This window comes from Blastococcus sp. SYSU DS0539, assembly GCF_054050855.1.
In genome coordinates this window covers 239,191-256,734 of the sequence record NZ_JBJHAF010000005.1, presented here as the reverse complement: position 1 = coordinate 256,734, position 17,544 = coordinate 239,191, and the positions used below count along the sequence as shown (strand labels likewise).

The window sequence follows — 17,544 nt, the reverse complement described above, 5'->3', positions numbered from 1 at the left end:
GCCTAGCCGGCGAACACACCCACGGTGGTGGGGTGGGTCACCAGCTGGACTTGCGCACGCCCGGGAGCTCCCCGGCGTGGGCCATCTCCCGCAGGCAGATCCGGCACAGGCCGAACTTGCGGAAGACCGAGTGCGGGCGACCGCACCGCTGGCAGCGGGTGTAACCACGGACCGCGAACTTGGGCTTGCGGGCCGCCTTGTTGATCAGCGCCTTCTTGGCCATAGCTTCTCTCCTGCCCGACTCAGCGGACGGTCGTGACGACGGGCTGGCCGGCGAAGGGGAAGCCGAGCTGGCGGAGCAGCTCGCGACCCTCCTCGTCGGTCGTGGCGGTGGTGACCAGCGTGATGTCCATGCCGCGCGGCCGGTCGATCTTGTCGACGTCGATCTCGCGGAACATCGACTGCTCGTTCAGCCCGAACGTGTAGTTGCCGTGGCCGTCGAACTGCTTGGCGTTCAGGCCGCGGAAGTCGCGGATACGGGGCAGGGCCAGCGACAGCAGGCGGTCGAGGAACTCCCACATCCGGTCGCCGCGGAGGGTGACCTTCGCGCCGATCGGCATGCCCTCGCGCAGCTTGAACTGCGCGATGGACTTGCGGGCGCGCACGACGGCCGGCTTCTGACCGGTGATGGCGGTGAGGTCGCGGACCGCGCCGTCCATCAGCTTGGCGTCGCGGGTGGCCTCGCCGACGCCCATGTTGACGACGATCTTCGTCAGCCGGGGGATCTGCATGACGTTCTCGTAGCCGAACTCGCCCTGCAGCGCCGGGACGATGTTGTCGCGGTAGTTGGCGAGCATGCGGGGCAGCTCACGGGTGGGTGCGCTCATGATCAGAGGTCCTTACCGGTGCGCCGCGAGACCCGGATGTTGCGGCCTTCCTCGTCCTTGCGGTAGCCGACCCGGGTCGGCTTGTCCTCGGAGTCGATCACCATCACGTTGCTCACGTGGATGGGAGCCTCCTGCGTGACGATCCCGCCCTGCTGGGCGCCGCGCTGCGTGGAGCTGATGCGGGTGTGCTTCTTCACCCGGCCGACGCCCTCGACCAGCACCTTCTGGAGCTTGGGGTAGGCGGCGATGACACGGCCCTTCGCGCCCTTGTCCTTGCCGGACAGCACGAGGACGGTGTCGCCCTTCTTGACCTTCATCGACGGGGTCTTCCCGCTGGCTGCCTGAGCCATGATCACAACACCTCCGGGGCGAGCGAGATGATCCGCATGAAGCGCTTGTCGCGGAGCTCCCGGCCGACCGGCCCGAAGATGCGCGTGCCGCGCGGGTCGCCGCTGTCGCGGATGATGACCGCGGCGTTCTCGTCGAAGCGGATGTAGGAGCCGTCCGGACGACGACGCTCCTTCACCGTGCGGACGATGACGGCCTTGACCACGTCGCCCTTCTTGACGCCGGCGCCCGGCAGCGCGTCCTTCACGGTGCCGACGATGACGTCACCGATGCCCGCGTAGCGTCGCCCGGAGCCGCCGAGAACCCGGATGCAGAGGATCTCCTTCGCACCGGTGTTGTCGGCGACTCGCAGCCGCGACTCCTGCTGGATCACGTCCTACTCCCCAATACTTGTGGTGACAGCCGGGCCGGAACGGTGAACCGGCTGTCCGGCACTCGCGTGCGGACGCACCGGCGGCTGATCAGCCGCCGGTGCGTCCGAAGCACGGGTACCGGGATGCGGCGCACGCCCTGGGGTGCGCGCCAGTCGTTCAGGGTACTCCTACCCGCAGCGGCCCCGGAGGGCCGCCTGGTGCCGGCCTACTTGGCCTTCTCGATGATCTCGACCAGCCGCCACCGCTTGGTGGCCGAGGTGGGCCGGGTCTCCATGATCTGCACGCGGTCGCCGATGCCGGCGACCCCCTGCTCGTCGTGCGCCTTCAGCTTGCTCGTCCGGCGGATGACCTTGCCGTACAGGCCGTGCTTCACGCGGTCCTCGACCTCGACGACGACGGTCTTCTCCATCTTGTCGCTGACGACCAGGCCCTCGCGGACCTTGCGGTAGCCACGGCCGGCCAGGCCGGGGCCGGACGACTCCTGGGTCTCGCTCATGCCACACCCTCACTCGGGGCGACCGAGAGACCCAGCTCGCGCTCGCGCATGATCGTGTAGATCCGGGCGATGTCGCGGCGGACGGTCTGCAGTCGCCGGTTGTTGTCCAGCTGGCCGGTGGCCACCTGGAACCGCAGGTTGAACAGTTCTTCCTTCGACTCACGCAGCCGCGAGGCGAGCTCGTCAGCAGAGAGCTCGCGCAGCTCGGGAGCGGTCAGACCGGCGGCCATCACACTTCTCCTTCACGCGTGATGAAGCGGCACTTCATCGGCAGCTTGTGGATCGCCCGGCGCATGGCCTCGCGGGCCACGGGCTCGGCGACACCGGACAGCTCGAACAGCACGCGGCCGGGCTTGACGTTGGCCACCCACCACTCGGGCGAGCCCTTACCGGAACCCATGCGGGTCTCGGCGGGCTTCTTGGTCAGCGGACGGTCGGGGTAGATCGAGATCCACACCTTTCCGCCACGCTTGATGTGCCGGGTCATCGCGATACGCGCCGACTCGATCTGGCGGTTCGTCACGTAGGCAGGCTCGAGGGCCTGGATCGCGAACTCACCGAAGTTGATCTCGGTGCCGCCCTTGGCCCGGCCGGAACGGCTCGGGTGGTGCTGCTTGCGGTGCTTGACGCGCCGTGGGATGAGCATGGCTCAGCTCTCCGTGTTCTCGGTGGCCGTCGTCTCGGCGGCCGCGGTGGCCTCGGGGCCGACCGCCTCGGCGAGGGTCTGCTCGGGCGCGGCCTCGCCGGAGGTCTGCGCCACGGTGCTCTCGTCGGCCGGGGCCGTGGAGTCGGCGACCGGCCCGGTCGAGGACTGGACGGCGGCGCGGCCGGCCTCGGTCCCGCCGGCGGTGGTGCCGGAGGAGCCCGAACGGCGCTGCGGGCGCTGGGCCCGCTCGCGACGCTGCTGGCGGTCGGCGAGGGCCTCCAGGGCCGCCCGCTCGGCGCGCGAGCCGCTGACGTCGCCCTTGTAGATCCACACCTTGACACCGATGCGACCGAAGGTCGTACGCGCCTCGTAGATGCCGTAGTCGATGTTCGCCCGGAGCGTGTGCAAGGGCACGCGGCCCTCGCGGTAGAACTCCGAGCGGCTCATCTCGGTGCCGCCAAGGCGACCCGAGCACTGCACCCGGATGCCCTTGACCTGCGGGCTCCGCTGCGCCGACTGCATCGCCTTGCGCATGGCGCGACGGAAGCTGACCCGGCTGGAGAGCTGCTCGGCGACGCCCTGGGCGACCAGCTGCGCGTCCGACTCGGGGTTCTTGACCTCGAGGATGTTCAGCTGCACCTGCTTGCCGGTGAGCTTCTCCAGCTCACCGCGGATGCGGTCGGCCTCGGCGCCGCGGCGGCCGATGACGATGCCCGGGCGGGCGGTGTGGATGTCGACGCGGACCCGGTCACGGGTGCGCTCGATCTCCACCTTGGAGATGCCGGCCCGCTCCATGCCCTTGGACATGAGCTTGCGGATCGCGACGTCTTCCTTGACGTAGTCCTTGTACAGCTTGTCCGCGTACCACCGGGACTTGTAGTCGGTGGTGATCCCGAGTCGGAACCCGTGCGGGTTGACCTTCTGACCCACTAGCGGGTCCCTCCCCTCGTGTTGCTGGTGGACTGCTGGGTGGCCGGGCCGGACTGGCCGGTGTCCCGGCGCGCCTTGCGCGACTTCTGCGCGAGGACGGCGCTGGTGGCCACCTCGCTCACCTCGATGGTGATGTGGCTGGTCCGCTTGTTGATGCGGAACGCCCGGCCCTGCGCACGCGGACGGATCCGCTTCAGCGTGGGGCCCTCGTCGACGTAGGCGGCGCTGACCACGAGTGCAGCCGGGTCCAGCTGCAGGTTGTGCTCGGCGTTGGCCACCGCGCTGGCGACGACCTTGGCGACCGGCTCGCTGGCCGACTGCGGCGCGAACCGCAGCAGCGCCAGGGCCTCGTCGGTCGGCAGGTAGCGGATCAGGTCCACCACCCGGCGGGCCTTCATGGGGGTCACGCGGACGAACCGGGCCGTTGCCCGGGCGACCGGCGCCTCCTGTCCCAACTGGGAAGTCATCTGAATCTCTCTCTACCTGGTCAGCCCCGCCGCGAGCGGCGGTCGTCCTTGATGTGCCCGCGGAAGGTGCGCGTGGGCGCGAACTCCCCGAGCTTGTGCCCGACCATCGCCTCGGTGACGAACACCGGGACGTGCTTGCGGCCGTCGTGCACCGCGAGGGTGTGGCCCAGCATGTCGGGGATGATCGTCGAGCGGCGTGACCAGGTACGGATCACGTTCTTGGTGCCCTTCTCGTTCTGGGCGTCCACCTTGGCGAGCAGGTGGTCGTCGACGAACGGGCCCTTCTTCAGGCTGCGTGGCATGTCTATCGGACTCCTTTACCCGCTCAGCGCTTCTTGTTGGTGCGCCGGCGGCGCACGATCAGGGCGTCACTGGCCTTCCGCTTGCGCGTCCGGCCCTCCGGCTTGCCCTTCGGGTTCACCGGGTGGCGACCACCGGAGGTCTTGCCCTCACCACCACCGTGCGGGTGGTCCACCGGGTTCATGGCGACACCGCGGACGGTCGGGCGCTTGCCCTTCCACCGCATGCGGCCGGCCTTGCCCCAGTTGATGTTCGACTGCTCGGCGTTGCCCACCTCGCCGACGGAGGCGCGGCAGCGCACGTCGACGTTGCGGATCTCGCCCGACGGCATGCGCAGCTGGGCGAACCGGCCCTCACGGGCGACCAGCTGGACGCTGGTTCCCGCGGACCGGGCGATCTTGGCGCCGCCACCGGGACGGAGCTCGATGGCGTGAACCACCGTGCCCACCGGGATGTTCCGCAGCGGCAGGTTGTTGCCGGGCTTGATGTCGGCGGCCGGGCCGCACTCGACGGTGTCGCCCTGCTTCAGCTTGGCGGGAGCGATGATGTACCGCTTCTCGCCGTCGGCGAAGTGCAGGAGCGCGATCCGCGAGGTGCGGTTCGGGTCGTACTCGATGTGCGCGACCTTGGCCGGCACACCGTCCTTGTCGGCGCGACGGAAGTCGATCACCCGGTACGCGCGCTTGTGACCGCCGCCCTGGTGGCGAGCGGTGACCTTCCCGTGCACGTTGCGCCCGCCACGACCGTGCAGCGGCCGGACCAGCGACTTCTCGGGGTGGTCGCGGGTGACCTCGGCGAAGTCGGCGACGCTGGAGCCGCGTCGGCCCGGCGTCGTCGGCTTGTACTTGCGGATAGCCATTGCTGACTCAGTCCCTGTCTTCTATCTGGTCCGTCGGTCCGGGCGCGTCAGGCGCCCGGGCCCCCGAAGATCTCGATGCGGTCGCCGGCAGCCACGCTGACGATGGCGCGCTTGGTGTCCTTGCGCTTGCCCATCTGCGCACCGCGGCTCCGCTTGCGCTTGCCCTGGCGGTTGATCGTGTTCACGCCGAGCACCTTCACCTTGAAGATCTGCTCGACCGCGATCTTGATCTGCGTCTTGTTGGCGTCCGGCCGCACGATGAACGTGTACTGGTTGCCGTCCAGGAGCCCGTAGCTCTTCTCGGAGATGACCGGGGCGAGCAGGACGTCCCGGGGGTCGCGGACGGTCATGCCTTCTCCTCGGTGGTCTCTTCGACGGTGCCCTCGCCGACGGCGGGAGCGATGGACGGGATGCCGCCCGGCGTCTCGTGGGTGGCGAGGTCCGGCAGGTCGGTGGCCGACCGCTTGCCCTTGGCGGGCCCGGCGACGAACTCGGCGAGCGCGGCCTCGGTGAAGATGACCTCGTCGGAGACCAGCACGTCGTACGTGTTGAGCTGGCCGGCCTCGATCAGGTGCACCTCGGGCACGTTGCGCAGGCTGACCCAGTTCAGGACGTCGTCCCGGTCCAGGACGATCAGCACGCGCTGGGCCTGGGTGACGGCGTGCAGGGTGGCCAGCGCGGCCCGCGTCTTGGGCGCGTCACCGTCGACGAACGCGGAGACCACGTGCACCCGGCCCTCGCGGGCCCGGTCGGAGAGGGCGCCGCGCAGCGCGGCGGCCTTCATCTTCTTCGGGGTCTTCTGCTCGTAGTTGCGCGGCTGGGGGCCGTGCACGGTGCCACCGCCGGCGAACTGCGGCGCGCGGGTCGAGCCCTGGCGGGCGCGGCCGGTGCCCTTCTGGCGGTACGGCTTGGCGCCACCACCGCTGACCTTGCCGCGGGTCTTCGTCGAGTGGGTGCCCTGGCGGGCCGCGGCCAGCTGGGCCACGACGACCTGGTGCATCAGGGAGACGTTCGCGTTGGCGTCGAAGAGCTCACCGGGCAGCGTGACGCTGCCGGAGGTCTCCCCCGCCGGGGTGCGGACGTCGACCTGGCGGTCGGTGCGCGTCTCGGTGGACTGGGTCACTTGTCGTCACTCCCCACGGGGCCACCCTTGACGGCCGAACGGACCAGCACGAGGCCGCCCTTCGGACCGGGGATGGCGCCCTTGATCAGCAGGAGGCCGCGCTCGGCGTCCACCTTGTGGACGACCAGCGAGAGGGTGGTGGTCTTCACCGCACCCATGCGGCCGGCCATCTTCAGGCCCTTGAACACGCGGCCCGGGGTGGACGCGCCACCGATGGAACCGGGCGACCGGTGCTTGCGCTGGGTGCCGTGCGAGGCGCCGAGGCCCTTGAAGCCGTGACGCTTCATGACACCGGCGGTGCCCTTGCCCTTGCTGGTGCCGATGACGTCGACCTTCGCCACGCCGTCGAACACGTCGGCGGTCAGCTCCTGGCCGACCGTGTAGCTGCCGGCGTCCGAGGTGCGCAGTTCCACCAGGTGCCGCCGCGGCGTCACGCCCGCCTTGGTGAAGTGCCCGCCCTCGGGACGGTTCACCTTGCGCGGGTCGATCTCGCCGAACCCGATCTGGACGGCCGAGTAGCCGTCGACCTCGGGGGTGCGCACCTGGGTCACCACACACGGGCCCGCCTTGACGACGGTCACCGGCACGAGGCGGTTGTTCTCGTCGAAAACCTGGGTCATCCCCAGCTTCTCACCGAGGAGACCGCGAAATGTGCTCGCCATGTCTACTGACTGCCCTTACTGAATGTTGACGTCGACCGAGGCCGGCAGGTCGATGCGCATGAGCGCGTCGACCGTCTTCGGCGTCGGGTCGAGGATGTCGATGAGCCGCTTGTGGGTCCGCATCTCGAAGTGCTCGAACGAGTCCTTGTACTTGTGCGGAGACCGGATCACGGCGTACACGTTCTTCTCCGTCGGCAGCGGCACCGGGCCGACGACGCGCGCTCCGGTCTTCGTCACCGTCTCCACGATGCGCCGCGCCGAGGCGTCGATGGCCTCGTGGTCGTAGGCCTTCAGCCGGATGCGGATCTTTTGTCCCGCCATCGCCTGTTTTCGCTCCTGCCGATCGGTTGTGAAAGTTCAAGTGGGTCTGCTGACCCGGTGCGTGGGTCCGGGCGGGTGGGCCCCGGCAACCCAGGCCGGGCGGCGGCCGGGTCCCCGGCCGCCGCCCGTCAGGGTGTTACTTGAGGATCTTCGTGACGCGCCCGGCGCCCACGGTACGGCCACCCTCACGGATGGCGAACCGGAGGCCCTCCTCCATGGCGATGGGCTGGATGAGCTCCACCGTCATCTCGGTGTTGTCGCCCGGCATGACCATCTCGGTGCCGGCGGGCAGGGTCACGACGCCGGTGACGTCCGTCGTCCGGAAGTAGAACTGGGGACGGTAGTTGTTGAAGAACGGCGTGTGACGGCCACCCTCATCCTTCGAGAGGATGTAGACCGAACCCTCGAAGTTGGTGTGCGGGGTGATCGAGCCGGGCTTCACGACGACCTGGCCGCGCTCCACGTCCTCGCGCTTGATGCCGCGGAGGAGCAGACCCACGTTGTCGCCGGCCTGGCCCTGGTCGAGCAGCTTGCGGAACATCTCGACGCCGGTGACGGTCGTCTTCGTCGAACCCTCGCGGATGCCGACGATCTCGATCTCCTCGGAGACCTTGACGATGCCGCGCTCGACGCGACCCGTGACCACGGTGCCACGACCGGTGATCGTGAAGACGTCCTCGACGGGCATGAGGAACGGCTTGTCGATCTCGCGCTCCGGCTCGGGGATCGCGGTGTCGACGGCGTTCATGAGCTCCATGAGCTTGTCGCCCCACTCGGCGTCGCCCTCGAGCGCCTTCAGCGCGGAGACGCGGACCACGGGCACGTCGTCACCCGGGAACTCGTACTCGGAGAGCAGCTCGCGGACCTCGAGCTCGACGAGCTCGAGGATCTCCTCGTCGTCGACCATGTCGGCCTTGTTGAGCGCCACGACGATGTACGGGACGCCGACCTGGCGGGCCAGGAGGACGTGCTCCTTGGTCTGCGGCATCGGGCCGTCGGTGGCGGCCACGACCAGGATCGCGCCGTCCATCTGCGCGGCACCGGTGATCATGTTCTTGATGTAGTCGGCGTGCCCGGGGCAGTCGACGTGCGCGTAGTGCCGGTTCTCGGTCTGGTACTCGACGTGCGCGATCGAGATCGTGATGCCGCGAGCCTTCTCCTCGGGCGCCTTGTCGATCTGGTCGAACGCCGAGGCCTCGTTGAGGTTCGGGTACTTGTCGTGCAGGACCTTGGTGATCGCCGCGGTCAGCGTCGTCTTGCCGTGGTCGATGTGCCCGATGGTGCCGATGTTGACGTGCGGCTTGGTCCGCTCGAACTTGGCCTTGGCCACTGGGTTCCTCTCCTCGTGGTTACGCAGGTGGTGCGTGCTCTGGGGTGGAGCTCTGCTCGGAGAACGCGGGCTGGCCGCCCGCATTCCGGTCGATCGACTGCTACTCGCCGGTCACCTTGGCGATGATCTCCTTGGCGACGTTGGCCGGGACCTCGGCGTACGAGTCGAACACCATCGAGTAGCTCGCCCGTCCCTGGGTGCGGCTGCGCAGGTCGCCCACGTAGCCGAACATCTCCGACAGCGGCACCAGGGCCTTGACGACGCGGGCGCCGGAGCGCTCCTCCATCGCTTGGATGGTCCCGCGGCGGGAGTTGAGGTCGCCGATGACGTCGCCCATGTTGTCCTCGGGCGTCGTCACCTCGACCGCCATCAGCGGCTCGAGCAGGGCCGGGCTGGCCTTGCGCGCCGCCTCCTTGAAGGCGATCGATCCGGCGATCTTGAAGGCCATCTCCGAGGAGTCGACCTCGTGGTACTGCCCGTCGAGCAGGCTCGCCTTGACGCCCACCATCGGGTAGCCGGCCAGCACGCCGTACTGCATGGCGTCCTGCATGCCCTGGTCGACCGAGGGGATGTACTCCTTCGGGATGCGACCGCCGGTGACCTTGTTCTCGAACTCGTAGGTCGCCGAGTCGGCGGACATCTCCAGCGGCTCGATCGCGATCTGGACCTTCGCGAACTGCCCGGAGCCACCGGTCTGCTTCTTGTGCGTGTAGTCGTAGCGCTCGACGGCCTTGCGGATCGTCTCGCGGTAGGCCACCTGCGGCTTGCCGACGTTGGCCTCGACGTTGAACTCGCGGCGCATGCGGTCCACGAGGATCTCCAGGTGGAGCTCGCCCATGCCGGAGATGACGGTCTGCCCGGTCTCCTCGTCCAGCTTCACCTGGAAGGTCGGGTCCTCCTCGGCGAGCTTCTGGATCGCGGTGCCGAGCTTCTCCTGGTCGCTCTTGGTCTTCGGCTCGATGGCGACCGAGATGACCGGAGCGGGGAAGGTCATCGACTCGAGGATCACCGGCTTCTGCGGGTCGCAGAGGGTGTCACCCGTCGTCGTCTGCTTGAGGCCGTTGACCGCCACGATCTGACCGGCGCCCACGCCCGCGCGCTCTTCGCGCTTGTTGGCGTGCATCTGGTAGATCTTGCCGATCCGCTCCTTGCGGTCCTTGGTGCTGTTGAGCACCGCGGACCCGGCGTCGAGCCGGCCGGAGTAGACGCGCACGTAGGTCAGCTTGCCGAGGTGCTGGTCGGTCTGGATCTTGAAGGCCAGCGCCGAGAACGGCTCGTCCTCGTCGGCGTGCCGCAGGACCTCGGTCTCGCCGTCGAGCGCGGTGCCGACGATCGCCTCGATGTCCAGCGGGCTCGGCAGGTACTCCACGACGGCGTCGAGCAGGGGCTGCACGCCCTTGTTCTTGAACGCGGTGCCGGTGAGGACCGGGTTGACCTGGCCGGCGATGGTGGCCTTGCGGATCGCCGCCTTCAGCCGGTCGACCTCGATCTCCTCGCCACCGAGGTAGTCCTCCATGAGGGAGTCGTCGAAGTCCGCGATGTTCTCGAGCAGCTTCTCGCGGTACTCGGCGGCCTGGTCGGCGAGCTCGGCCGGGATCTCCTCGACGGCGTAGTCCTCGCCCATCTTGGTCTCGCCGCGCCAGGTGAGGGCCTTCATGGTGACCAGGTCGACGACGCCGATGAAGTCGGCCTCGGCACCGATCGGCAGCTGCAGCACCAGCGGGTTGGCCGCCAGCCGCTCCACCATCATGTCGACGCAGCGGAAGAAGTCGGCACCGGTGCGGTCGAGCTTGTTGACGAAGCACATGCGCGGGACGCCGTACTTCTCGGCCTGCCGCCACACCTGCTCGGTCTGCGGCTCGACGCCGGCGACACCGTCGTAGACCGCGACCGCACCGTCGAGCACCCGCAGCGACCGCTCCACCTCGACGGTGAAGTCGACGTGCCCGGGGGTGTCGATGATGTTGATGTCGTGGCCGTTCCAGGAGCACTTCGTCGCGGCCGACGTGATCGTGATGCCGCGCTCCTGCTCCTGCTCCATCCAGTCCATCGTGGCCGCGCCGTCGTGGACCTCACCGATCTTGTACGTGATACCGGTGTAGAAGAGGATGCGCTCGGTCGTGGTGGTCTTGCCGGCGTCGATGTGCGCCATGATCCCGATGTTCCGGGTCTTCCGCAGCTGGGCCTCGTTGCTGGCCATTACTTCTCCTCTTTGTTCTGGTCCGCGAGCGGGTTCCGGGGGTGGCCCGGAGATCCCGCCGGCCGCGGGTGCTGGTGGACGGACGTCACCAGCGGTAGTGCGCGAAGGCCTTGTTCGACTCGGCCATCTTGTGCGTGTCCTCGCGCCGCTTCACGGCGGCACCGAGGCCGTTGCTCGCATCGAGCAGCTCGTTCATCAGGCGCTCGGTCATCGTCTTCTCACGACGAGCCCGGCTGTACTGGATCAGCCAGCGCAGGCCCAGCGTCGTGCTGCGCGAGGCGCGGACCTCGACCGGGACCTGGTAGGTCGCACCACCGACACGGCGGCTGCGGACCTCGAGGGCCGGCTTCACGTTGTCCAGCGCGCGCTTGAGCGTGACGACCGGGTCGGTGTCGGTCTTGGCGCGGGCACCCTCGAGGGCGCCGTAGACGATCGCCTCGGCGACCGAGCGCTTGCCGTCGACCAGCACCTTGTTCACCAGCTGCGTGACCAGCGGCGACTGGTACACCGGGTCGGCGACCAGCGGACGCTTCGGCGCGGGGCCCTTGCGCGGCATTAGCTCTTCTCCTTCTTCGCGCCGTACCGGCTGCGAGCCTGCTTGCGGTTGCGGACACCCTGGGTGTCCAGCGAGCCGCGGATGATCTTGTAGCGCACGCCGGGCAGGTCCTTCACACGGCCGCCGCGCACGAGCACCATCGAGTGCTCCTGCAGGTTGTGGCCGACGCCCGGGATGTAGGCGGTCACCTCGATGCCACTGGTGAGGCGGACGCGAGCGACCTTGCGCAGCGCGGAGTTCGGCTTCTTCGGCGTCGTCGTGTACACGCGCGTGCAGACTCCGCGACGCTGGGGCGAACCCTTCAGCGCCGGGGTCTTGGTCTTCTCGACCTTGTCCTCGCGGCCCTTGCGGACCAGCTGGTTGATCGTGGGCATGGGTGGCCTGGATCTCCTACCTGCGCTGGGTGGTGCTGGCGATTACCTGCTGACTACGTGGTGCGGGTCGTACTGGGGTGCCGGTCCCTCCTCGGAACCTTCCCGGGCGCGGCCGTGTTCCACTGTCCGGTCCACGCGGTCGGGTGTGTCGCCCTTCCCGGGACCGGTCCGATGTCGGACCGAACTCGGTTGCCCCTCGCGACTCGGCGCCGCCACCCCCCGGATCAGGTCCGGAAGGGCGGTCCCCGGCGGCCCGAGGTCTTCACCTCTGGCCGCCCAGGCGCACCGCGAACGGGAGCAGGCCCAGGGCACCCTGGGCACGGCTGACCACGATACCCGTGCTTGCTGACCCGGTCAAAGCCGGGTCCCTCACACCCACGTCGACACGTCGACCGGTGGGGGCAGGGCAGGGCCGAGGTGCCCGGACAGTACCGCCGTGCGGCCGCGTGGCACAGCTCCTCCGCTCCCCCGCGCGGCGACCGATAGCGTGCGGTCCGGCGCCAACGGTGGTGCCGCGACACGGAGGAGTGCTTGTGCGCATCGGCATCCAGGCCAGCTACAGCGGCGGCTTCCAGGAGACGGCGGCGGAGATCCGCGACCTGGAGTCGGCCGGCCTCGACCTCGCCATGGTGGCCGAGGTGTACACGTTCGACGCGGTCAGCCAGCTCGGCTACCTGGCCGCGGTGACCGAGCGGGTGGAGCTGCTCAGCGGCATCCTGCCCATCTACAGCCGCACCCCCGCGCTCACCGCCATGACCGCCGCCGGGCTGGACTTCGTGTCCGGTGGCCGCTTCACGCTCGGCCTGGGCGCCTCCGGTCCGCAGGTGATCGAGGGCTGGCACGGCGTTCCCTACGACGCGCCGCTGCAGCGCACCCGCGAGATCGTGGAGATCTGCCGCCAGGTGTGGCGCCGCGAGCGCCTGGACCACCAGGGCAAGAAGTACAGCGTCCCCCTGCCCGCCGACCAGGGCACCGGCCTGGGCAAGCCCCTGAAGCTGATCAACACCCCCGTCCGCGAGAGCATCCCGGTCATGCTCGCCGCCCTCGGCCCGAAGAACGTGGAGCTTGCCGCCGAGATCGCCGAGGCGTGGGAACCGATCTTCTTCGTCCCGGAGAAAGCGGCGTCGGTCTGGGGCGACTCCCTGGCCGCCGGCAAGGCCAAGCGCGACCCGGCCCTCGGCGAGCTCCAGGTCATCACCGGCGTCCCGGTGGCCATCGGGGACGAAGTCGAGCCGCTGCTGGACTTCGTGCGGCCCGCGCTGGCCCTCTACATCGGCGGCATGGGCGCCCGCGGCAAGAACTTCTACAACGACCTCGCCGTCCGGTACGGCTACGAGGCCGAGGCGAAGACCATCCAGGACCTCTACCTCGACGGGAAGAAGGACGAGGCCGCGGCCGCGGTGCCCGACGAGCTGGTGCGGGCGTCGTCCCTGATCGGCCCGGAGTCCTACGTGGCCGAGCGGATCGCCGCCTTCAGAGACGCCGGCGTCTCGACGCTCGTGCTGCAGCCCCTCGACGGCAGCCGCGGGGCCCGCCTGCGGACCGTGGAGACCATGAAGCGCCTGGCTCCGTGATCTGTCGTCCTCCGGACGACACCGCGGCCAGGAGCCGTCCCGGCCGCCGCTGAGCCCGGTCCCTGTCCCTGCCGGGGACCCTCCGGGCCCCGCGCCAGGGCCACTCCGAGTGAGTGCCGTCCCCGGCCGGGTGCCGGGTGCCCGAACGACACGGAAGGGCCCCGCAGGTCTGACGACCTGCGGGGCCCTTTCGTCACTGCCTGGCTAGGAGATCAGCCCCGCCAGTCGTACTCCTCGAGACGCACGGCCTCGCCGGTTCCCTGACCGAAGACGTCGGGGCTGTAGTACTGCCCGTCCTCGTAGCCCGCCATGGTGTAGACGGCGGCCCGCGCCTCCTCGGTCGGCTCGACCGTGATGTTCCGGTAGCGGCTGATGCCCGTACCCGCCGGGATCAGCTTTCCGATGATCACGTTCTCCTTGAGCCCGAGCAGGCTGTCGCTCTTGCCCTGGATCGCGGCGTCGGTGAGCACCTTGGTCGTCTCCTGGAAGGAGGCGGCCGACAGCCACGACTCGGTCGCGAGCGAGGCCTTGGTGATGCCCATGAGCACCGGACGGGCCGAGGCCGGCTCGCCGCCCTCGGCGACGACGCGGCGGTTCTCGGTCTCGAACAGCGTCCGCTCGACGAGTGCACCCGGCAGGAACTCCGTGGCGCCCGAGTCGATGATGGTCACCCGCTTCAGCATCTGCCGGATGATCACCTCGATGTGCTTGTCGTGGATCGACACACCCTGCGAGCGGTAGACCTCCTGGACCTCGCGGACGAGGTGCAGCTGCACCTCGCGCGGGCCCATGATTCGCAGCACCTCGTGCGGGTCGACCGCACCCTCGGTCAGCTGCTCGCCGACCTCGACGTGGGAACCGTCCTCGACCCGCAGCCGCGACCGGCGCGACAGCTTGTCGTAGACGACCTCGTCGGAGCCGTCGTCCGGCGTGATGGTCAGCTTGCGGAACTGCTCGCCGTCCTCGATCCGGACGGTGCCGGCCAGCTCCGCGATCGGCGCCTTGCCCTTGGGGACACGGGCCTCGAAGAGCTCGACCACACGCGGCAGACCGTGCGTGATGTCGGCACCGGCCACACCACCGGTGTGGAAGGTGCGCATCGTCAGCTGCGTGCCGGGCTCGCCGATGGACTGCGCGGCGATGATGCCGACGGCCTCACCGACGTCGACCAGCTTGCCGGAGGCCAGCGACCGGCCGTAGCAGGTGGCGCAGGTGCCGAGCAGCGACTCGCAGGTCAGGACGCAGCGGACCTTGACCTCGGCCACCTGGGCGTCGATCAGCGTCTGGATCAGCACGTCGCCCAGGTCGGCGTTCGCCGGGGCGATGACCGTCCCGTCCTCGGCCACCACGTCGGCGGCCAGGGCGCGGGCGTAGACGCTGGTCTCCACGTGGGCGTCACGCGTGACGACACCGTCGACCACGGTGCCGATCGGCATGACCACGCCGCGGTCGGTGCCGCAGTCCTCCTCGCGGATGATGACGTCCTGCGAGACGTCCACCAGACGACGGGTGAGGTACCCGGAGTCGGCGGTCCGCAGCGCGGTGTCGGCCAGACCCTTGCGCGCACCGTGCGTGGAGATGAAGTACTCCAGCACGGACAGACCCTCGCGGAAGTTGGCCTTGATCGGCCGCGGGATGATCTCGCCCTTGGGGTTGGCGACCAGCCCTCGCATACCGGCGATCTGGCTGATCTGCATCATGTTGCCTCGGGCGCCCGAGTTGACCATGACCCAGACCGGGTTGGTGGTCGGGAAGTTGTCCACCATCGCCTGGGAGACCTCGGCCCGCGCGCGGGTCCAGATCTCGATCAGCTCGCCACGACGCTCGGCGTCGGTGATGACGCCGCGCTCGTACTGCTTCTCGATCTTGGCGGCCTCGGCCTCGTGCCGGTCCATGATCTCGCGCTTGGCCGGCGGCGTCACCACGTCGTCGATGGCGATCGTGACGCCCGAGCGGGTCGCCCAGCGGAAGCCGGCCGCCTTGAGGGCGTCCAGCGTCGCCGCCACCTGCACCTTGGGGTAGCGCTCGGCGAGGTCGTTGACGATCGCCCCGAGCTCCTTCTTCGGCACCTGGTAGTTGACGAACCGGTAGTCCTCGGGCAGGGCCTCGTTGAACAGCACCCGACCCAGGCTGGTGAGCACGCGCGCGGGGGCGCCCGGCGTCCAGTCCTCCGGCTGCTCCCACGGCTCGTTCACCGTGCCGTTGTCGACGCCGTAGACCTCGTCCAGCCGGATCCAGGCCCGCTCCTGCAGGGCCAGGTCGCCCTTGTCGTAGGCCATGACCGCCTCGGCCGCCGAGGAGAAGGCGCGCGGGTGACCGCCGTCGGCCTCCAGCGGGGAGGCCACCAGGGTCGTGAGGTGGTACAGGCCGAGCACCATGTCCTGCGTCGGCGCGGTGATCGGGCGACCATCGGCCGGGCTCAGGATGTTGTTGCTGGACAGCATCAGGATCCGGGCCTCGGCCTGGGCCTCGGCCGACAGCGGCAGGTGCACCGCCATCTGGTCACCGTCGAAGTCCGCGTTGAACGCGGTGCAGACGAGCGGGTGGATCTGGATGGCCTTGCCCTCGACGAGCTGCGGCTCGAACGCCTGGATGCCCAGGCGGTGCAGCGTCGGGGCGCGGTTCAGCAGCACCGGGTGCTCGGTGATGACCTCTTCCAGCACGTCCCAGACCACGGGACGCGCGCGCTCGACCATCCGCTTGGCGGACTTGATGTTCTGCGCGTGGTTGAGGTCGACCAGCCGCTTCATGACGAAGGGCTTGAACAGCTCCAGGGCCATCTGCTTGGGCAGACCGCACTGGTGCAGCTTCAGCTGCGGGCCGACGACGATGACCGAACGGCCGGAGTAGTCGACGCGCTTGCCGAGCAGGTTCTGGCGGAACCGGCCCTGCTTGCCCTTGAGCAGGTCGCTCAGGGACTTCAGCGGACGGTTGCCCGGGCCGGTGACCGGCCGGCCGCGACGGCCGTTGTCGAACAGCGCGTCCACGGACTCCTGGAGCATCCGCTTCTCGTTGTTGACGATGATCTCGGGAGCGCCGAGGTCCAGCAGCCGCTTCAGCCGGTTGTTCCGGTTGATCACGCGGCGGTACAGGTCGTTCATGTCGCTGGTGGCGAAGCGGCCACCGTCGAGCTGCACCATCGGGCGCAGGTCCGGCGGGATGACCGGGACGCAGTCCAGCACCATGCCCATGGGCGAGTTGCGGGTCTGCTGGAACGCCGCGACGACCTTGAGCCGCTTGAGGGCCCGCAGCTTGCGCTGGCCCTTGCCGCTGCGGATGGTCTCGCGCAGCGAGGCGGCCTCGGCGTCGAGGTCGAAGCCGGAGAGCAGCTTCTGCAGCGCCGCGGCGCCCATGCCGCCTTCGAAGTACTCACCGAAGCGGTCGCGCAGCTCGCGGTAGAGGCCCTCGTCGGCGATGAGCTGCTTGACCTCGAGCTTGCGGAAGGTGTCCATCACCTCGTCGAGGCGGTCGATCTCCCGCTGGGAGCGGTCCCGCAGCTGGCGCATCTCGCGCTCGCCGCCCTCGCGCACCTTGCGGCGGACGTCGGACTTGGCGCCCTCGGCCTCCAGCTCGGCCAGGTCGGCCTCGAGCTTCTGCTGGCGCGCCTCGACGTTCGCGTCCCGCTGACCCTCGAGGTTGGACTTCTCCGCGCTGATCTCGGCCTCGATGGTCGGGAGGTCGCGGTGCCGCGCCTCGCCGTCGACCGAGGTGATCATGTAGGCCGCGAAGTAGATGATCTTCTCGAGGTCCTTGGGGGCCAGGTCGAGCAGGTAGCCCAGCCGGGAGGGCACGCCCTTGAAGAACCAGATGTGCGTGACCGGCGCGGCCAGCTCGATGTGGCCCATCCGCTCGCGGCGGACCTTGGCCCGGGTCACCTCGACGCCGCAGCGCTCGCAGATGATGCCCTTGAAGCGGACGCGCTTGTACTTACCGCAGTAGCACTCCCAGTCCCGGGTGGGACCGAAGATCTTCTCGCAGAAGAGACCGTCCTTCTCCGGACGCAGGGTCCGGTAGTTGATGGTCTCGGGCTTCTTCACCTCACCGTGGCTCCACTGGCGGATGTCGTCGCCGGTGGCCAGCCCGATGCGGAGCTCGTCGAAGAAGTTGACGTCGAGCAAGGTGTGACCCCTTTCAGGGGCTAGTGCTTCGCTTCTATG

21 protein-coding genes are annotated in these 17,544 nt (G+C 69.2%); 1 reads left to right on the top strand and 20 read right to left on the bottom strand.

The features are described 5' to 3' along the window. Positions 1 to 37: 37 nt before the first annotated feature. The 19 genes from ACI790_RS08950 to rpsL all read right to left on the bottom strand — a co-directional run bounded on the left by ACI790_RS08950 (position 38) and on the right by rpsL (position 11,813). Positions 38 to 223 (bottom strand): type Z 30S ribosomal protein S14, encoded by a 186-nt coding sequence (locus ACI790_RS08950; protein WP_089336472.1) that lies wholly within the window; start codon positions 221 to 223, stop codon positions 38 to 40. A 19-nt stretch (positions 224 to 242) separates the two neighbouring features. Further along, positions 243 to 827 (bottom strand): 50S ribosomal protein L5, encoded by a 585-nt coding sequence (rplE, locus tag ACI790_RS08945; protein WP_456569432.1) that lies wholly within the window; start codon positions 825 to 827, stop codon positions 243 to 245. A gap of 2 nt (positions 828 to 829) precedes the next feature. Then, complete coding sequence (rplX, locus tag ACI790_RS08940) at positions 830 to 1,177, bottom strand: 50S ribosomal protein L24 (RefSeq protein WP_442864571.1); 348 nt, start codon at positions 1,175 to 1,177, stop codon at positions 830 to 832. 2 nt (positions 1,178 to 1,179) lie between these two features. Then, positions 1,180 to 1,548 carry a 50S ribosomal protein L14 gene (rplN, locus tag ACI790_RS08935; protein WP_014377983.1) on the bottom strand — a complete coding sequence of 123 codons (369 nt, stop codon included), beginning with the start codon at positions 1,546 to 1,548 and terminating at the stop codon, positions 1,180 to 1,182. Between the two features lie 206 nt (positions 1,549 to 1,754). Beyond that, on the bottom strand, positions 1,755 to 2,045 hold the full coding sequence (gene rpsQ, locus ACI790_RS08930; protein ID WP_456569431.1) for a 30S ribosomal protein S17: 291 nt from the start codon (positions 2,043 to 2,045) through the stop codon (positions 1,755 to 1,757). Continuing rightward, on the bottom strand, positions 2,042 to 2,275 hold the full coding sequence (rpmC, locus tag ACI790_RS08925) for a 50S ribosomal protein L29 (protein ID WP_014377985.1): 234 nt from the start codon (positions 2,273 to 2,275) through the stop codon (positions 2,042 to 2,044). The genes rpsQ and rpmC overlap by 4 nt, the downstream gene beginning before the upstream one ends. Next, entirely contained in the window at positions 2,275 to 2,691 is a 417-nt protein-coding gene (gene rplP, locus ACI790_RS08920) for a 50S ribosomal protein L16 (protein ID WP_104523783.1), read from the bottom strand. Before rplP ends, rpmC begins: the two co-directional genes overlap by 1 nt. A 3-nt stretch (positions 2,692 to 2,694) precedes the next feature. Continuing rightward, positions 2,695 to 3,621 carry a 30S ribosomal protein S3 gene (gene rpsC, locus ACI790_RS08915; protein ID WP_456569430.1) on the bottom strand — a complete coding sequence of 309 codons (927 nt, stop codon included), beginning with the start codon at positions 3,619 to 3,621 and terminating at the stop codon, positions 2,695 to 2,697. After that, positions 3,621 to 4,088 (bottom strand): 50S ribosomal protein L22, encoded by a 468-nt coding sequence (gene rplV, locus ACI790_RS08910; RefSeq protein WP_442864569.1) that lies wholly within the window; start codon positions 4,086 to 4,088, stop codon positions 3,621 to 3,623. Before rplV ends, rpsC begins: the two co-directional genes overlap by 1 nt. A 20-nt stretch (positions 4,089 to 4,108) precedes the next feature. Further along, positions 4,109 to 4,390 (bottom strand): 30S ribosomal protein S19, encoded by a 282-nt coding sequence (gene rpsS / locus ACI790_RS08905; RefSeq protein ID WP_091536448.1) that lies wholly within the window; start codon positions 4,388 to 4,390, stop codon positions 4,109 to 4,111. Positions 4,391 to 4,413: 23 nt separating this feature from the next. Then, the gene (gene rplB / locus ACI790_RS08900) at positions 4,414 to 5,247 is read right to left on the bottom strand and encodes a 50S ribosomal protein L2 (protein ID WP_456569429.1); all 834 of its coding nucleotides are present in this window, start codon (positions 5,245 to 5,247) and stop codon (positions 4,414 to 4,416) included. A 47-nt stretch (positions 5,248 to 5,294) separates the two neighbouring features. Further along, entirely contained in the window at positions 5,295 to 5,597 is a 303-nt protein-coding gene (gene rplW / locus ACI790_RS08895) for a 50S ribosomal protein L23 (RefSeq protein WP_456569428.1), read from the bottom strand. Beyond that, positions 5,594 to 6,370 (bottom strand): 50S ribosomal protein L4, encoded by a 777-nt coding sequence (gene rplD, locus ACI790_RS08890; protein ID WP_456569427.1) that lies wholly within the window; start codon positions 6,368 to 6,370, stop codon positions 5,594 to 5,596. The genes rplW and rplD overlap by 4 nt, the downstream gene beginning before the upstream one ends. Beyond that, a complete protein-coding gene (gene rplC, locus ACI790_RS08885) occupies positions 6,367 to 7,032 on the bottom strand; it encodes a 50S ribosomal protein L3 (protein ID WP_456569426.1) in 666 nt (221 codons plus the stop codon). Before rplC ends, rplD begins: the two co-directional genes overlap by 4 nt. A 15-nt stretch (positions 7,033 to 7,047) precedes the next feature. Further along, positions 7,048 to 7,353, bottom strand: a complete 306-nt coding sequence (rpsJ, locus tag ACI790_RS08880; RefSeq protein WP_014377994.1) for a 30S ribosomal protein S10 — start codon at positions 7,351 to 7,353, stop codon at positions 7,048 to 7,050. Between the two features lie 136 nt (positions 7,354 to 7,489). Further along, on the bottom strand, positions 7,490 to 8,683 hold the full coding sequence (gene tuf / locus ACI790_RS08875; RefSeq protein ID WP_166531780.1) for an elongation factor Tu: 1,194 nt from the start codon (positions 8,681 to 8,683) through the stop codon (positions 7,490 to 7,492). 100 nt (positions 8,684 to 8,783) lie between these two features. Continuing rightward, positions 8,784 to 10,883 carry an elongation factor G gene (fusA, locus tag ACI790_RS08870; protein ID WP_456569425.1) on the bottom strand — a complete coding sequence of 700 codons (2,100 nt, stop codon included), beginning with the start codon at positions 10,881 to 10,883 and terminating at the stop codon, positions 8,784 to 8,786. 85 nt (positions 10,884 to 10,968) lie between these two features. Next, on the bottom strand, positions 10,969 to 11,439 hold the full coding sequence (gene rpsG / locus ACI790_RS08865) for a 30S ribosomal protein S7 (protein WP_091929116.1): 471 nt from the start codon (positions 11,437 to 11,439) through the stop codon (positions 10,969 to 10,971). Beyond that, positions 11,439 to 11,813, bottom strand: coding sequence for a 30S ribosomal protein S12 (rpsL, locus tag ACI790_RS08860; protein WP_012950487.1), 375 nt, complete (start codon positions 11,811 to 11,813; stop codon positions 11,439 to 11,441). The genes rpsG and rpsL overlap by 1 nt, the downstream gene beginning before the upstream one ends. A gap of 533 nt (positions 11,814 to 12,346) precedes the next feature. Between rpsL and ACI790_RS08855 the strand changes: the two genes are divergently transcribed. Next, positions 12,347 to 13,387, top strand: coding sequence for an LLM class F420-dependent oxidoreductase (locus tag ACI790_RS08855; RefSeq protein WP_456569424.1), 1,041 nt, complete (start codon positions 12,347 to 12,349; stop codon positions 13,385 to 13,387). Between the two features lie 212 nt (positions 13,388 to 13,599). On the opposite strand, the gene ACI790_RS08850 is transcribed toward ACI790_RS08855, so the two are convergent. Further along, the gene (locus ACI790_RS08850) at positions 13,600 to 17,505 is read right to left on the bottom strand and encodes a DNA-directed RNA polymerase subunit beta' (RefSeq protein ID WP_456569423.1); all 3,906 of its coding nucleotides are present in this window, start codon (positions 17,503 to 17,505) and stop codon (positions 13,600 to 13,602) included. Positions 17,506 to 17,544: the final 39 nt, after the last annotated feature.

Excerpts from the sequence above, each read along its gene's own strand:
- rplE (WP_456569432.1), bottom strand. The coding sequence starts at position 827 with ATGAGCGCACCCACCCGTGAGCTGCCCCGCATGCTCGCCAACTACCGC.
- rplP (WP_104523783.1), bottom strand. The coding sequence starts at position 2,691 with ATGCTCATCCCACGGCGCGTCAAGCACCGCAAGCAGCACCACCCGAGC.
- rpsS (WP_091536448.1), bottom strand. The coding sequence starts at position 4,390 with ATGCCACGCAGCCTGAAGAAGGGCCCGTTCGTCGACGACCACCTGCTC.
- fusA (WP_456569425.1), bottom strand. The coding sequence starts at position 10,883 with ATGGCCAGCAACGAGGCCCAGCTGCGGAAGACCCGGAACATCGGGATC.
- rpsL (WP_012950487.1), bottom strand. The coding sequence starts at position 11,813 with ATGCCCACGATCAACCAGCTGGTCCGCAAGGGCCGCGAGGACAAGGTC.
- rpsG (WP_091929116.1), bottom strand. The coding sequence starts at position 11,439 with ATGCCGCGCAAGGGCCCCGCGCCGAAGCGTCCGCTGGTCGCCGACCCG.
- rpsJ (WP_014377994.1), bottom strand. The coding sequence starts at position 7,353 with ATGGCGGGACAAAAGATCCGCATCCGGCTGAAGGCCTACGACCACGAG.
- rpmC (WP_014377985.1), bottom strand. The coding sequence starts at position 2,275 with ATGGCCGCCGGTCTGACCGCTCCCGAGCTGCGCGAGCTCTCTGCTGAC.
- rplV (WP_442864569.1), bottom strand. The coding sequence starts at position 4,088 with ATGACTTCCCAGTTGGGACAGGAGGCGCCGGTCGCCCGGGCAACGGCC.
- rplB (WP_456569429.1), bottom strand. The coding sequence starts at position 5,247 with ATGGCTATCCGCAAGTACAAGCCGACGACGCCGGGCCGACGCGGCTCC.
- ACI790_RS08950 (WP_089336472.1), bottom strand. The coding sequence starts at position 223 with ATGGCCAAGAAGGCGCTGATCAACAAGGCGGCCCGCAAGCCCAAGTTC.
- rplX (WP_442864571.1), bottom strand. The coding sequence starts at position 1,177 with ATGGCTCAGGCAGCCAGCGGGAAGACCCCGTCGATGAAGGTCAAGAAG.
- rpsQ (WP_456569431.1), bottom strand. The coding sequence starts at position 2,045 with ATGAGCGAGACCCAGGAGTCGTCCGGCCCCGGCCTGGCCGGCCGTGGC.
- rplC (WP_456569426.1), bottom strand. The coding sequence starts at position 7,032 with ATGGCGAGCACATTTCGCGGTCTCCTCGGTGAGAAGCTGGGGATGACC.
- rplW (WP_456569428.1), bottom strand. The coding sequence starts at position 5,597 with ATGACCGTCCGCGACCCCCGGGACGTCCTGCTCGCCCCGGTCATCTCC.